This window comes from Thermosynechococcus sp. QKsg1, assembly GCF_031586415.1.
In the GTDB taxonomy this organism is placed as follows: Bacteria; Cyanobacteriota; Cyanobacteriia; order Thermosynechococcales; family Thermosynechococcaceae; genus Thermosynechococcus.
The window spans coordinates 643,673-657,262 of record NZ_CP134200.1 but is presented as its reverse complement, the minus strand read 5'-3'; the positions used below and the strand labels follow the sequence as shown (position 1 = coordinate 657,262).

The window sequence follows — 13,590 nt, the reverse complement described above, 5'->3', positions numbered from 1 at the left end:
TGCCAACCCATGGAAATTATGCGCATTGTCATCACAGGACCAGTGGGCGCAGGCAAATCCACCTTCATCCGTACCATCAGCGAAATTGAGGTGGTGGATACCGATCGCAAGGCAACGGATGAAATTGCTGCTTTCAAGGAAAAGACAACGGTAGCGATGGATTTTGGGCGGCTGCAGTTTGGTCCTAATGTTGCCCTGCATCTGTATGGCACGCCTGGTCAAGAACGCTTTGACTTTATGTGGGATATTCTTATTCGCAAAGCCCATGCGTTTATCCTACTGGTCAGTTCTCACCGTCCCCAAGATTTTCGAGCCGCACGGCGGATTTTGGCCTTCATGCGCCATCGCACAAAGATTCCAATGCTAGTGGGTCTGAGCCATGCCGATAATCCCAATGCGTGGCCTGCTGAAGAGATCGCGATCGCCCTCGGCTACTTGAGTCCCCACCGCCGCCCACCCATGGTGCCTGTGAATGCTTTGGATCAGTCTTCCGTTGCCGCTGCCATGATGGCACTCATTCAAGCCTATGCCAGTGCCCAATCCTCGCAATTAAACCGCAGTGCACTCACCACTTAGAACAACATCACTCACTAGGGGGAATGTATGAAAATTACAGGTTATCTATCGGAATTTTCCTTGGGGGAAATTTTTCATTTTCTGGAGCAGGGGCAAAAAACGGGCTGCCTCTCCATTAAGCCCGTGGAAATGGCGGGGATGATGCCGCTGATTCCCCAAATGCAGGAGTACTATATCTTCTTTCACTTGGGTCAGATTGTAGCCGCAACAACGACCTTGGATCACCAAGGATTGCAACGGCTCATTGAGCAGCGGGGCTGGCTGCGCCCAACTACCATTCAACGCCTTTTACCCTTTTGTTCCCGAACCGGATCCCTTGGGCTGTGTTTGAAAACCCAAGGTGCCCTTGAGCCAGAACAGCTGCGGCTATTGTTCAAGCAACAGGTACTGACACCGATTCCTCACCTCTTTAGCCTCAATGAGGGCTGGTTTAAGTTCGATGCCAACCATCCACTGCCCTTTGAGGAAATGACGGGACTGAGTGCCTCACCCATGGAAATTTCCTTGGCGGGTCTACGACTGCTGCGGGATTGGACAGCCCTAATGGACAAGCTGCCCCTGCCGAGTTCAACCATTGCCAGCACGATTGAAGGACAGCCCCCCTACCACCTCAATCATCATGAGTGGCAAGTGTGGGAGTACGCTAACGGTACCAAAACCCTCCAAGAAATCAGTGAAGCGTTGAACTTACCCATTCTAGAGGTGCAAAAAATTTGTTTTCGCCTAATAGTGGTGGGGATTGCCGAGGAAATTGCTGGCATTGCTGCTGCCGCCGCCAGCCCTAGGGAACCAGAACTCATTGAAACAACAGAAATTAGCTCCTCCTTTCTAGAGGGAATCTTTGCGTTTCTGAAAACAAAAACCCACCCGCAATCGGTCTAGGGGGATAAAAAACAATGCAACGCTTCGCGTGGACAGAGCAGCTGCAGACCGGCGTGCCCATGATTGATATACAGCACAAGGAACTCGTCTGTGCTGTCAATGATCTGGCGGATGCCATTGAACAGGGTCGGGGAAGTGCTGCGATTAAACAGCTAATTGCTTTCATGAAGTATTATGCAGAGTGGCACTTCGGGAATGAAGAAAGCTGTGCTGAAAAATACCAGTGCCCCCTAGCAGAAGTTAACCGCTGCGCCCATAAACAGTTCATCGAGATGATTGAAGAGCTGCAGCAGCAGTACCGCGACAGCCAAGCGGATGCGGCGATCGCCACCCAGATCCATGGTAAGTTAGCAGACTGGTTAGTGAATCACATTATGAAAATTGACAAGCAAATTGGGCAGCACATCTGTGCCCATGCTTCAGGCTAGGAGGGCATGAAGAAATACCATCTGGTGGTCAAACCGAATGCAAGAGCGTCCTCTGTTGCTGTTGATTCTGCCGGTCAGCTAGTGGTGGCGGTGCGTGCCCCTGCCACTGATGGCAAGGCCAATCAAGAACTGATTGCGGTCTTGGCAGCCTATTTTCAGGTGCCTAAGTCCCGTGTTCGGTTAATCAAGGGTCATACCAGTCGCTATAAGGTGGTTGAACTCCTCGATTGATACCCCCTAGACTAAGAGCAAGTGCGGCTCAACATGACTATGACTCTTGATGTCACTCCAGCCAAATCCTTTGTCCTCAGCGGTGCACGTCCCCACTACAGTCCCGATCGAGTGGGGCAGGTGGAACATATCTGCTTGGACTTGACCCTAGATTTAGAGACCCAGGCATGCTGGGGACAGTGTCATATCCACCTACGACCATTGCACTCCCAAGTGCGTCAGCTGCGGCTCAATGCCGTGGGGCAACAGATCCAGAGTGTGACTGTGCAGCACCAACCCCAAGCCTTCCACTATGATGGTGAGTTTCTGGATATTTCCCTTGATGCGAGCTTGGGGATTCACCCAGATCAGGTGCTGGTGATCACCATTGACTACCGTCTGCAGAAACCCCAGCGGGGATTGTACTTTGTTGCCACTGATCCCCCCCAAGCTTGGACCCAAGGGGAAGATGAGGACTCCCGCTATTGGTTTCCCTGCTTTGATTCTCCTGGGCAGCTGGCGACGTCAGAGGTACGAGCGCGGGTGCGGCAACCCTTACAGGCTATTTCCAATGGGGAATTGCGTGCCTGCTACAGCGAGGGAGAGTGGCAAATCTTTCACTGGTATCAACCCCAGGTCCATCCCACTTATCTGATGACCCTAGCGGTGGGGGATTTTGCGGTTTTTGATGACCAGTGGCAGGGCAAGCCCGTCACCTACTACGTTGCTAAAGATCGCGCTGCTGATGCCCGCCGCACCTTGGGCAAAACGCCAAAGATGATGGACTTTTTCAGCCGCATCTACGGCTATCCCTATCCCTACCCCAAATATGCCCAAGTCTGTGTGGCCGATTTTATCTTTGGCGGTATGGAAAATACCTCGACAACCCTATTGACAGACCGCTGTCTGTTGGATGAGCGAGCCGCCGCTGAAGATTTTCGCAGTGAAAGTTTAGTGGCCCATGAGTTGGCACACCAGTGGTTTGGCGATCTGGTGGTGATCAAGCACTGGTCTCACGCTTGGATCAAGGAGGGCATGGCCTCCTATGCCGAGGTGCTCTGGTTTGAGGAGGAATATGGCGCTGATTTTGCCGCCTATTATCGCCTTGGGGAATTGCGCAACTACCTCAGTGAGGATAGCGATCGCTACCGCCGCCCCATTGTCACCCATGTCTATCGCGAAGCCATTGAACTCTACGATCGCCACCTCTACGAAAAAGGCGCCTGCGTCTATCACATGATCCGCCAGGAACTCGGCGAAGAACAATTCTGGAAAGCCATTCAAACCTTTGTCCAAACCTACGCCCATCAAACTGTCGAAACGGTGGATCTGCTGCGGGCGATTGAAATGGCCACCGGCCGCAACCTACTTCCCCTCTTTGACCAATACGTTTTTCGTGGGGGACATCCCGACTTCCATGTGAGCTATCGCTGGGAGGTAGCCGATCAATTAGCCGTTCTTACCGTCAAGCAGCAGCAGGTGACCGATGGGGTCACGCCCCTAGAGCGCAACCTCTTTGATCTGCGCATCCCTGTTGGCATCGGTACGGTGGATGATCAGGGGCAGGTGACGGTCAAAACCATTCCCCTGCGCATTCATGAACCAGAGCACACCTTCTATTTGCCGCTGCCACAGCAGCCCACCTTTGTGAGTTTTGATGCTGGCAACCATACCCTCAAAACCGTTACCCTAGAGTACCCCCTCCCTGAACTCAAAGCCCAACTGCAGTACGACCCCGATGTTTTGGGGCGGGTTCAAGCTGCCATTGCCCTAGGCAAAAAAGGAAACCTAGAAGTTGTGCAAACCTTGGCGGCGGCGCTGCAACGGGAACCCTTTTGGGGAGTGCGGCGTGAAATTGCCAAAGTGCTGGGCACGATTCAACTGGATCAAAGCTTAGAGGCTCTAAGGCTCGCCCTTACCGATAGCCATCCCCATGTCCGTGCAGCAGCCGTGGAGGCCATTGCTGGGTTTAAGTCCGCCAAAGCCTACGAACTTCTCAAGCCCATTGCCAAGCACGGCGACCCCAGCTATAGCGTTGAAGCTGCCGCCCTGAAGGGAATTGGTGTGATTGCCGCTGCCAAACCGCAACCGAAACCCAAGCTCGAAAAAGTGCTGAAACGACTGCGGAAGGCTTTGGAAAAACGACAAGGCTGGAATGAGGTGGTACGCTGTGGGGCGATCGCTGGCGTGGGGGAACTCAAGGAGTCTCCAGAGGCGGTGAATTTGGTTCTTGACTACACCGCTATTGATGTCCCGCAACCCCTACGCTTGGCCGCCATTCGTACCCTTGGCACCATTGGCGATCGCCACCATCCCCAACTGCAACAAATTCTGGAGCGGCTAGAACAACTGAGCCACGAGACCTTTTTCTTTACCCAGATGGCCGTTGTCCAAGCCCTGAGTCAAATTGACCATCCCCAAGTTCTAGGCCTGCTGCAGCAGTTGGGCGATCGCACCACCGACGGCCGTATCAAACGATCAGTTGATGAAGGAATCGCCAAAGTTCAGAAAGCCCTTGGCAGCGATGACCGCCTCAAGACCCTTGAGACCACCCTCAACGAGTTACAAAAGGAAAATCAAACCCTAAAAAGCCGCCTTGAAGAGTTAGAAGCACGCACTAAAGCGACCCAGCAGGACTCAGCGCTAAGTTAGGGATAGCGACACCCAGACCCCTGCGGGCATTGGGCAAGCCTAGATGACCCTGCCATGGGAGAGGGGCTTTCATCCTTAAGCCGTGTTCCATCCATAGGAAAAGGGCTGTAGCATAGTAGGAATGCAATTAGAGGAGGTTGGGGTGACCAAAAAACGGGTGCTTTCGGGAGTCCAGCCCACAGGTAGCTTGCACTTGGGGAATTATCTCGGAGCCATTCGCAACTGGGTGGCGGGGCAAGCCGAGTATGAAAACTACTTTTGTGTGGTGGATTTACATGCCATTACCGTCCCCCACAATCCCGCAGAACTGGCGGCTAATACCTATACTGTTGCTGCTCTGTACTTGGCCTGTGGCATTGACCCAGCCCACGCCACCATCTTTGTCCAATCCCACGTCAGCGCCCATGCCGAACTCACTTGGTTACTGAACTGCATCACCCCCCTCAACTGGCTGGAGGACATGATTCAATTCAAGGAAAAAGCCGTCAAGCAGGGAGAAAATGTCGCGGCAGGACTCTTGGACTATCCTGTGTTGATGGCAGCAGATATTTTGCTCTACGATGCCGATCTGGTCCCTGTGGGGGAAGATCAAAAGCAACACTTGGAACTGACCCGCGATATTGCTGCCCGTGTCAACTACCTCTTTGCCCACAATCAGCCGCCAATTCTCAAGCTACCGGAACCCTTGATTGCCAAGGCGGGAGCACGGGTGATGAGTCTCACCGACGGCACCAAGAAAATGTCGAAGTCGGATCCCTCGGAACTGAGTCGCATTAACCTTTTGGACTCGCCGGATGAGATTCGCAAGAAGATCAAGCGCTGCAAGACTGACCCGATTCGTGGCTTAACCTTTGACGATCCCGATCGCCCCGAAGCCAATAACCTGCTGAGTCTCTATCAAGTACTCACGGGAAAAACCAAAGAGGCAGTGGCAGCAGAATGTGCCGATATGGGCTGGGGACAGTTTAAGCCCCTCCTCACCGATGCGGTGATTGCTACCCTAGAACCGATTCAGCAGCGATACCAAGAGATTATGGCAGACCCCCGCTATCTCAAGGATTTGCTCAAAAAAGGCCAAGAACAGGCCGCCCGCGTGGCCAATGCAACCCTAGAGCGGGTAAAACTTGCCTTTGGGTTTACGCTGCCATGAATATCACAGGCGGGTTGAGGCGACTCTGGCGGGGATTTTGGCGGCGATCGCGCCTTGTCAATGACGAACCCCTCAATCGGGTGAGTCTGATTGTCATTATCTTGGTGGATATTTTTATCCTCATTAATGTCTTTAGTGGCCTCAGCGAAATTAGCAATTGGCCTTTGAGTCCCAGTCAAGCCCAGCCCTGTTATGCTCCTTGGCAAGCCTATCGCCAAGACACCGCTAGGGAGCGCGACATTCGTTTTCTAGAGCAGCAGATTAGCCTTGACCCCCCGCCCCAGACGGCTGTGGAGCGCCTACAGGAAAGCAGCAAGGGCAAACTGGGAACCATCTCCGCCATTTGCTTCACCTATGCAAAGTATCAAGATGCCGTCAACCACCCCACCAATCAAGCCCGACTTAAGCAACGACAGCAGAAACAGGCACAAATTCAAACCCTCGAGGCCACCAATGCCCGCATTCGTCAAGAGTATGACTCGACACTATTAGAGCAGCTTGCGGGGCAACCCGCGGATCAATCGATCAACTTGGTGGAAGCCGCCAAGGCCAAAGCCACCCTTGAGGCCAACAACCGCCAAATTGCCGCTCTCAAAAATGAGATTGCCGCCCTTGAACAGGCGATTCTCCAAGAAGCCGATAGCCAAGCCTTCTTGAAATTTTTAGCCGAGGACGCCACCTTTGCCCAGCTTGAGAACCAATATCAGCGCTCTCAGTTTTGGTATCCCAGTCTCCAATTTGTTTTACAAGCCCTCTTTCTATTACCGCTGATTGCGATCGCCCTAGTGGTGCATCGTTTTGCTGATCGCCGCCGTTATGGCCTGCTTGCCCTCATGAGTTGGCACCTGCTGGTGATCTTCTTGATTCCTTTGGTGTTGAAGATTTTTGAACTATTGCAGGTGGGAGCACTCTTTGAGTGGCTGGCTAATGTCATTCTTGCTCTCTTTGGCGGTCTGCTTTTTTTGGTCAGCTACCTCTATATCCTGCTGATCCCAGCGGTCGGGTTTGGCATGATTAAAGTGGCGCAAGCTCTTTTCCTCAATCCACAGCGACAGGCGGCAGGGCGAGTCCAAAAACACCGCTGTGTCCGTTGTGGCAAGCGGCTACGGGATCTCGATCAGCACTGTCCCCACTGTGGTTATTTGCAGTGGATGCCCTGTCCCAATTGTCAGCAGCCCACCTATCGCCACTTACCCTATTGTCGTCATTGCGGTGCATCGACCCGTTCTTCTGGCTAGTCCTTGCTGGGGCGGTTGAGCCAGTCGGCACACTCACGCTGTAGCCCCTGCAATGTCATATTGGGTACCCGCTCAGCAGCAAAGGCCTCGGCCTCAATTGGAATGTCTGCGGGGTTATAGCCACTCTTGCGGTAGAGATCCGCGACGATACCGGGGCTGACGCGAATGCCCACGGGTACCAAGGAATCCAAATCTCGTTTCGCCGCAAAGCAGGCTTGAACGACATGCCAGCCCTCATGGCGCAGCGTTTCGATAAAAATCGGCCAATGAGCAAGGGCGCGAGGACGCAAGATCAAGCGATCGCGACTAAAACTATAGGAGCCGTAATTATCATCTTGGCGCTGCCGGATGTAGAGGCTCGTGCCCGTACGCAAAATGGTGCGAATCAACTGATAAGCTTCCACCTCAGCACTGTTTTGCAGCCGAAAACGGGCAGGATCGCGGCGCGGATAATAAACCAGATCAAAGAGAAGCTGCATATCCTCATCGGAACCGTCAATGGGGATCAAATCCCGCTGGGCGAGACCCGAGGATGGGGAAACTACAAGGGCGATCGCCAGCGTCAATGTCGGTAAAGAAACCCGCAGCCAGCTTTGAAGTTGTTTTTGCAGCACAATGATCAACCCCCTGCCTTTGGGGAATGCTGCTTCTAACCTAGCAATTTTGATAGCAGTCTAAACGTGTTCTCTATCACGATCTCACAGCGATCCCCACCCCTTTTCACAGTGACGGGATCACGGTCAGAAAAGCCTCAAAACCGCTCTTTGAGGGGATGAAGCGCCATCGCTGCTCCAATAGTTTAGAAAAGGGCTGTATGATGGACTTAGGAAGAAGCAACAAATAATATTCCTTGATAAATTTTTGTATAGTTTGTGATTTTAATGTATTGAATGATGACTTAGCAATGATTGAGAAACTCCTTGTTTTGTCCGCTGTTGATGACTGCCCTTTAGAACCACTAGCGACCGTTGAAGTCGTCGCAGAAGACTCTGCGCAAAAATATCCTCAAAAAAAATGCTTATTGCCATCCATCAACATATTACTGATCGAAAACATCCCCCAATCGGGTGAAATTTTATATCCCCATCTCGCCGAGATTGATTACATTTGCTATCAAGTTCACACCTGTCCGTATTCTCATTTAACCCCTGGGGTGGTTGCTCAGGCCAAGCCCAATCTCCTTGTCCTCATTGCTCAAGGGGATCACGTTCTTAAAGCAGTGCAAACACTCCAGCAACGCTATCCACACTTACCCTTAGTTGTGATTGATCCCAGCGATCGCCCGGATCTGGCCACTCAGATCCTCCACAGTGGTGCTCAGGACTACTTGAGCTTTCAGGAACTCAGTCCCAACTTGCTGGCGCGCAGTTTTCGCCATGCCATCGATCGCCATCAGGTGGAACAACAACTGCTGCGCCAAGCCCAGTACGATCGCCTGCTGGTACAAATTACCCAGCACATTCACCAATCCCTTGATCTGGCCACGATTCTCGAAGCTGCCGTCAAGGATGTGCGAGAACTCTTGGGCTGCGATCGCGTGCTCGTTTATCGTTTCCTCGAGGATTGGCGCGGCATTATGGATGTTGAAGCCGTCGTTCCCCCTTGGTTGTCGGCTCTTGGGGACGTGGTGGGGGATTCCTGCTTTACAGAGCGATACATTGAAGCCTACAAGCGCGGTCGCATCCATGTGGTAAATGATTTAGACACCGCCCCTCTAGTTCCCTGCTATCGGGATCTGCTGGCTCATTATCAGGTCAAGGCCAATCTGGTGGTACCGATTATTGTCGAAGGGCGGCTGTGGGGGTTGCTCATCTGTCATCAATGCGCCCATCCCCGCGACTGGCAAGACAGTGAAATTGAACTGATTAAGCAAATTTCGACCCAGTTGGCGATCGCCATCCTGCAGGCAGAACTCTATCAAAAGGCGCAAGCGGAAATTCAAGAGCGCAAAGCAATCGAAGCCCAACTCCTCTACCAAGCCCGCCATGACCGCCTCACCCATTTACCCAATCGCTGGTTCTTTGAGGAACAGTTGCGCCTTACCCTCAGCTATGCAGCCGAGCACCCCCACTACCACTATGCTGTTCTCTGCTTGGATATCGATCGCTTCAAGACCCTCAATGACAGTCTGGGACATGGCACAGGGGATTTATTCCTCCAAGCCTTTGCTCAGCGGCTGACGCGTTGTGTGAGTCCTCAGGACGTAGTGGCACGCCTAGGGGGAGATGAATTTGCGGTCTTGCTCAATGATATTGAGGGGATAGAACATGCCCAAGCCATTGCCCACCAACTGCAGGATCGCCTCAACCATCCCTTTGAAATCGATCACTACACCCTGTACAGCACGGTGAGTATCGGTTTTGTGATGGGTAACCCCCATTACACCAGTAGTGAGGAACTGCTGCGGGATGCTGACATGGCCATGTACCACGCTAAAACCAAGGGACACAATCGCATTGATGTCTTTGATCCTGTGATGCTGCAACAGGTGCGCGATCGCCTGTACTTAGAAGTGGAACTGCGGCAAGCGATTGAACGGGGGGACTTTGTCCTCCACTATCAGCCCATCGTCAAGCTCCGGAGCCAATCTCTCAAAGGTTTTGAGGCACTCCTGCGCTGGCAAAAGGGGGATACGCTGATTTCCCCCAAAGTTTTTATTCCCGTCGCTGAAGAAACGGGGCTGATTTTTGAACTCTCCCGCTGGGTCTTGCACAATGCCTGTGAACAGTTGCAGCAGTGGCAACAGCGTTATCCCAAGCTTCAGTCCGTGGGCTTTACGATGAGCATCAATCTGTCCGCCAATCAATTTTCTTTGCCCACCCTTGTAGCTGAGATTCAACAAACCCTTGAGCATTACCATTTAGCAGGGCACTTTCTAAAGATAGAAATTACTGAAAGTACCTTGATGCAACACTTGGACTCTGCCCGCGAAATTCTTGCCGAGTTGAAGGCGATGGGGGTACGCATTAACATTGACGACTTTGGCACTGGGTATTCCTCCCTGAGCTATCTACGCCATCTGCCTCTCGATGGCATTAAAATTGACCGCTCCTTCATTTCCCAAATAGATCGCAGCCAAGAAGATCTAGAGGTGGTTCACACGATTTTGGTGCTGGCGCGCAACCTCCACCTCGATTGCATTGCCGAGGGCATTGAAAACACAACTCAACTGCAACTGTTGCGATCGCTGCGCTGTCCCTCTGGCCAAGGCTATCTTTTTGCCCCACCGCTGACTACGGACAAGGCTGAGGTGTATCTACAGGAACACATCCTTTAACAACACCAGCACCTTCAAGTCAAGTTCAATCGAAAAATGAATAACAAATTGACTTGTCATCATTGCCCAAGGGAAAGAAAACAAAAGTCCGCGCCACCACTGGCAATGGGTGTGCCGATAGGATTTAGGATAGTGGCAGTGCTCTTGGATTTCTCAGATGGCCAGCTTATTTGACCAAAACTTTCGCTATACCGATCGCGCCCGCGCCATCTTCAAAGAACTGCAACGCAACCTCCATCCTATCTATATGGAGCTACTGGAAGAAGGGTTCTCTCCTCGGGAAATTTCCGCCCTCGTCACCAGTGCTGCTGCCCAAACCGAAAATGCCGCTATTGCTGAATGGGAAGAGGTGCGGGGTGGCTCCCCCAACCCGGAGGAATCACAGACCACGGCCTAGGGGATGACTTCTCAAGCGCGCATCTTGGAAATTGAGTCCCTGAGTGTCCACTACGGTGGCATTTGCGCTCTGCGCGAGGTGAGTCTGGCCATTGCAGCCGGCGAGTGCATTACCCTTGTGGGTGCCAATGGTGCTGGCAAAACCACCCTGCTGCGTGCCATCTCTAAACTCGTTCCCAGTGAAGGTACCATTTGCTTTGCCGGTCAATCGATTGCAGGGCGATCGCCCCATGAATTAGTGAGGCTGGGCATTGCCCATTGTCCAGAGGGGCGTCAGGTTCTCGCCCGCCAAACCGTACGCGACAATCTTCTTCTCGGTGCCTACTGTCGTCGAGATGAGGCGCAGATTGCACAAGACCTCGAAGAACAACTCAAGCGCTTTCCTAGACTACGAGAGCGGCAATACCAACTGGCGGGAACCCTCAGTGGCGGTGAGCAACAAATGCTGGCGATCGCCCGTGCCCTGATGAGTCGTCCTCGCTTACTGCTCCTTGATGAACCCAGTTTAGGCTTAGCGCCCAATTTAGTACGGGAAATTTTTGCCATCTTGGCACAACTGCGGCAACAGGGGATGACAATGCTACTGGTCGAGCAAAATGCGCACCTAGCCTTACAATTGGGCGATCGCGGTTATGTGCTTGAAGCGGGTCAAGTGACCCTCAGCGGTCGTGCAGCGGATCTCCTGAATGATCCACGGGTTCAGCAAGCCTACCTTGGTTAATGCTATGATGAGAAGGCTGGACGTGTGGCTCAGTGGATAGAGCATCAGATTCCGGTTCTGAGGGTCGGGGGTTCGAATCCCTCCACGTCCGTTAATCAAGTGTCAGCATCATGACTGAACCCGTTAGCCGTTCCGAATTGAGCCAAGTTTTAGATGCTATCCAAGGGATGCAGGCCGATATGCAGTCAATGCAGGCTGCCATCCAAGCCATGGATAAAAAGCTGGATATTCACATCGCCACGAGTAACGAGAAATTCCAAAGGCTTGAGGACAAAATTGATACTGTCGAGGCCAAACTTGAACAGCGTATCAATGCTGTGGAGGCTAAGCTAGAGCAGCGCATCAACGCCGTCGAAGCCAAACTAGAGCAGCGCATCAATGCTGTCGAAGCTAAGCTGGAACAACAGATGAAGGCTGTGGAGGCCAAACTGGAGCAGCGTATCAATGCTGTCGAAGCTAAGCTGGAGCAACAGATGAAGGCTGTGGAGGCCAAACTGGAGCAGCGTATCAATTCCATAGAAGTACAGTTAGGGCAGCGGATTGATACGGTAGAGTCCACCTTGCAGGATATTTCTAAGCGACAAGCGGGCACAGATGCGCGGCTATGGGGATTCCTAGTGACCCTGTTGGTGGCCACAGTTGGCTTACTGACAAAAGTGCTGTTCTTTGATTTGCCCCGCCCCTAGATTCGTTACCTTAAAACTGGCCTTATCGTTCTTAGCCAGTATGTTTCTCAACCTCAAAGACATCATTTTGCTGTTGCATCCCATCTTGGCCTGCACATTTGTCTTTCCGGTCATTGGCATCACCACATTCTTTGCTCTGCAAACGCGGCAGCGTCGTCTCAAAGACACCACCATCCCACCCACAGTGGGCACCCTGCATGTCAAATTGGGCAATCTTTTAGCAGCCGGCGTGGTTGGCATCACATTGGTGGCCTTGGCCTATTCAGTGGTGTTTGGATTTCAGGGCTTCTTGATGCAGGCGGAGAATCAGACACTGCAACCGCTCTCTGTTGTCCTCGTGGCACTGATGTTTGTTCTCACCATTGCAGCAACGGCGCTGCTGTATCGCGCTCAATCGAAGCTATGGCGTGCTGTTTTTGCCACCCTCTCAGGGATGGGGGTGACCATTCTAGCTTTTCAACCGGGGGTCTTTCGCCGTGATGACGAGTGGTGGGTTTCCCACTTTTACTTTGGCTTGGCGGCGGTGATGCTGATGATTTTTTCTGTGGCCATTGTGGGGGAGATTTACCAAGATCGATCGCTCAGGTGGCGGCGGATTCACATTGGCTTGAATTCCCTTGCCCTTGTTCTTTTTCTCTTGCAGGGAATTACGGGTACCCGTGACCTCTTGGAAATTCCCTTGAGTTGGCAAGCACCTGTGGTCTATCAGTGCAACTTTGATCCGCGATCGCCCCAATTCAAGACCTGTCCCTAAAAGCGAGTCAGGATATACAGCAGGGTGAAGAGGATAATCCAGATCACATCCACAAAGTGCCAGTAGATCTCTGCCATGGCCACCCCCGTATGCTTGTGGGCATTGTAATGTCCGGGGCGGCGCGATCGCCAGATCACCCCCAAAATCAGCAAAATCCCCACAAAGACATGGAGGCCATGGAAGCCCGTCATCACATAAAAGCAGTTGGCAAAGACATTGGTGCGCAGGCCGTAGCCGAGGGTGAGGTACTCATAAACTTGACCGCCCAAGAACACTGCCCCCATGGCCGCCGTGATCCAGTACCATTGGCGCATGCCGCGAACGTCATCCTTTTTGATGGCAACATCGCCGTAGTGGATGACAAAGCTACTGGAAATAAGGATGATGGTGTTGATGGTGGGCACAAGAAGTTCCACCTCAGTGCCTTCGGGCGGCCATTGCTCATTCATGCCCCGCAGAAGTAAATAGGCCGCAAAGAGGCCACCAAACATTAGGGATTCAGAAATCAAAAAGACCAGCAACCCTAAAACCCGAAAATCAGGGTGCTCATGGGCATGATCAACGGCTATGGCCGTCGCTTGAGAGTCAACAGTACCTTGCATGGCTTGCTCCTACAGTGT

Annotated in this window: 14 protein-coding genes and 1 tRNA gene; 13 read left to right on the top strand and 2 right to left on the bottom strand. The window is 52.5% G+C overall.

The window, feature by feature from the left end:
• Window positions 1-9: 9 nt before the first annotated feature.
• From RHP47_RS03285 to RHP47_RS03255, 7 genes are all read left to right on the top strand, one after another.
• A complete protein-coding gene (locus RHP47_RS03285) occupies window positions 10-576 on the top strand; it encodes an ATP/GTP-binding protein (protein ID WP_149818140.1) in 567 nt (188 codons plus the stop codon).
• A 27-nt stretch (window positions 577-603) separates the two neighbouring features.
• The gene (locus RHP47_RS03280; RefSeq protein ID WP_286668929.1) at window positions 604-1,458 is read left to right on the top strand and encodes a DUF4388 domain-containing protein; all 855 of its coding nucleotides are present in this window, start codon (window positions 604-606) and stop codon (window positions 1,456-1,458) included.
• Between the two features lie 14 nt (window positions 1,459-1,472).
• Window positions 1,473-1,886: a hemerythrin family protein gene (locus RHP47_RS03275; RefSeq protein ID WP_149818136.1), complete on the top strand. Its 414-nt coding sequence runs from the start codon at window positions 1,473-1,475 to the stop codon at window positions 1,884-1,886.
• Window positions 1,887-1,892: 6 nt separating this feature from the next.
• On the top strand, window positions 1,893-2,117 hold the full coding sequence (locus RHP47_RS03270; RefSeq protein ID WP_149818134.1) for a DUF167 domain-containing protein: 225 nt from the start codon (window positions 1,893-1,895) through the stop codon (window positions 2,115-2,117).
• 39 nt (window positions 2,118-2,156) lie between these two features.
• Window positions 2,157-4,748 (top strand): M1 family metallopeptidase, encoded by a 2,592-nt coding sequence (locus RHP47_RS03265; RefSeq protein WP_315863452.1) that lies wholly within the window; start codon window positions 2,157-2,159, stop codon window positions 4,746-4,748.
• Window positions 4,749-4,890: 142 nt separating this feature from the next.
• Window positions 4,891-5,898 (top strand): tryptophan--tRNA ligase, encoded by a 1,008-nt coding sequence (gene trpS / locus RHP47_RS03260; RefSeq protein WP_310841036.1) that lies wholly within the window; start codon window positions 4,891-4,893, stop codon window positions 5,896-5,898.
• Window positions 5,895-7,136: a zinc ribbon domain-containing protein gene (locus RHP47_RS03255; RefSeq protein ID WP_286668927.1), complete on the top strand. Its 1,242-nt coding sequence runs from the start codon at window positions 5,895-5,897 to the stop codon at window positions 7,134-7,136. The genes trpS and RHP47_RS03255 overlap by 4 nt, the downstream gene beginning before the upstream one ends.
• Here the strand turns inward: RHP47_RS03255 and RHP47_RS03250 are convergent.
• Entirely contained in the window at window positions 7,133-7,750 is a 618-nt protein-coding gene (locus RHP47_RS03250; protein WP_310841035.1) for a hypothetical protein, read from the bottom strand. The two genes, RHP47_RS03255 and RHP47_RS03250, sit on opposite strands and share 4 nt — an antisense overlap.
• A 539-nt stretch (window positions 7,751-8,289) precedes the next feature.
• On the opposite strand from RHP47_RS03250, the gene RHP47_RS03245 reads away from it, so the two are divergent.
• The 6 genes from RHP47_RS03245 to RHP47_RS03220 all read left to right on the top strand — a co-directional run bounded on the left by RHP47_RS03245 (window position 8,290) and on the right by RHP47_RS03220 (window position 12,970).
• Complete coding sequence (locus RHP47_RS03245; RefSeq protein ID WP_310841034.1) at window positions 8,290-10,413, top strand: EAL domain-containing protein; 2,124 nt, start codon at window positions 8,290-8,292, stop codon at window positions 10,411-10,413.
• 157 nt (window positions 10,414-10,570) lie between these two features.
• Window positions 10,571-10,810 (top strand): hypothetical protein, encoded by a 240-nt coding sequence (locus RHP47_RS03240; RefSeq protein ID WP_286626566.1) that lies wholly within the window; start codon window positions 10,571-10,573, stop codon window positions 10,808-10,810.
• Between the two features lie 3 nt (window positions 10,811-10,813).
• Complete coding sequence (locus RHP47_RS03235; RefSeq protein WP_149818118.1) at window positions 10,814-11,530, top strand: ABC transporter ATP-binding protein; 717 nt, start codon at window positions 10,814-10,816, stop codon at window positions 11,528-11,530.
• 18 nt (window positions 11,531-11,548) lie between these two features.
• A tRNA-Arg gene (locus tag RHP47_RS03230) sits at window positions 11,549-11,621 on the top strand.
• Between the two features lie 19 nt (window positions 11,622-11,640).
• On the top strand, window positions 11,641-12,216 hold the full coding sequence (locus tag RHP47_RS03225) for a hypothetical protein (protein WP_302679830.1): 576 nt from the start codon (window positions 11,641-11,643) through the stop codon (window positions 12,214-12,216).
• Between the two features lie 40 nt (window positions 12,217-12,256).
• Window positions 12,257-12,970: a DUF4079 domain-containing protein gene (locus RHP47_RS03220; protein ID WP_310841032.1), complete on the top strand. Its 714-nt coding sequence runs from the start codon at window positions 12,257-12,259 to the stop codon at window positions 12,968-12,970.
• On the opposite strand, the gene RHP47_RS03215 is transcribed toward RHP47_RS03220, so the two are convergent.
• Window positions 12,967-13,572 carry a heme-copper oxidase subunit III gene (locus tag RHP47_RS03215; protein WP_149818114.1) on the bottom strand — a complete coding sequence of 202 codons (606 nt, stop codon included), beginning with the start codon at window positions 13,570-13,572 and terminating at the stop codon, window positions 12,967-12,969. The genes RHP47_RS03220 and RHP47_RS03215 overlap by 4 nt on opposite strands.
• Between the last annotated feature and the right edge of the window lie 18 nt (window positions 13,573-13,590).

Bases quoted from the DNA above. Each gene is read 5' to 3' on its own strand.
- RHP47_RS03285 (WP_149818140.1), top strand. From the start codon at position 10: ATGGAAATTATGCGCATTGTCATCACAGGACCAGTGGGCGCAGGCAAA.
- RHP47_RS03280 (WP_286668929.1), top strand. From the start codon at position 604: ATGAAAATTACAGGTTATCTATCGGAATTTTCCTTGGGGGAAATTTTT.
- RHP47_RS03275 (WP_149818136.1), top strand. From the start codon at position 1,473: ATGCAACGCTTCGCGTGGACAGAGCAGCTGCAGACCGGCGTGCCCATG.
- RHP47_RS03270 (WP_149818134.1), top strand. From the start codon at position 1,893: ATGAAGAAATACCATCTGGTGGTCAAACCGAATGCAAGAGCGTCCTCT.
- RHP47_RS03265 (WP_315863452.1), top strand. From the start codon at position 2,157: ATGACTCTTGATGTCACTCCAGCCAAATCCTTTGTCCTCAGCGGTGCA.
- RHP47_RS03255 (WP_286668927.1), top strand. From the start codon at position 5,895: ATGAATATCACAGGCGGGTTGAGGCGACTCTGGCGGGGATTTTGGCGG.
- RHP47_RS03240 (WP_286626566.1), top strand. From the start codon at position 10,571: ATGGCCAGCTTATTTGACCAAAACTTTCGCTATACCGATCGCGCCCGC.
- RHP47_RS03235 (WP_149818118.1), top strand. From the start codon at position 10,814: ATGACTTCTCAAGCGCGCATCTTGGAAATTGAGTCCCTGAGTGTCCAC.
- RHP47_RS03225 (WP_302679830.1), top strand. From the start codon at position 11,641: ATGACTGAACCCGTTAGCCGTTCCGAATTGAGCCAAGTTTTAGATGCT.
- RHP47_RS03220 (WP_310841032.1), top strand. From the start codon at position 12,257: ATGTTTCTCAACCTCAAAGACATCATTTTGCTGTTGCATCCCATCTTG.
- RHP47_RS03215 (WP_149818114.1), bottom strand. From the start codon at position 13,572: ATGCAAGGTACTGTTGACTCTCAAGCGACGGCCATAGCCGTTGATCAT.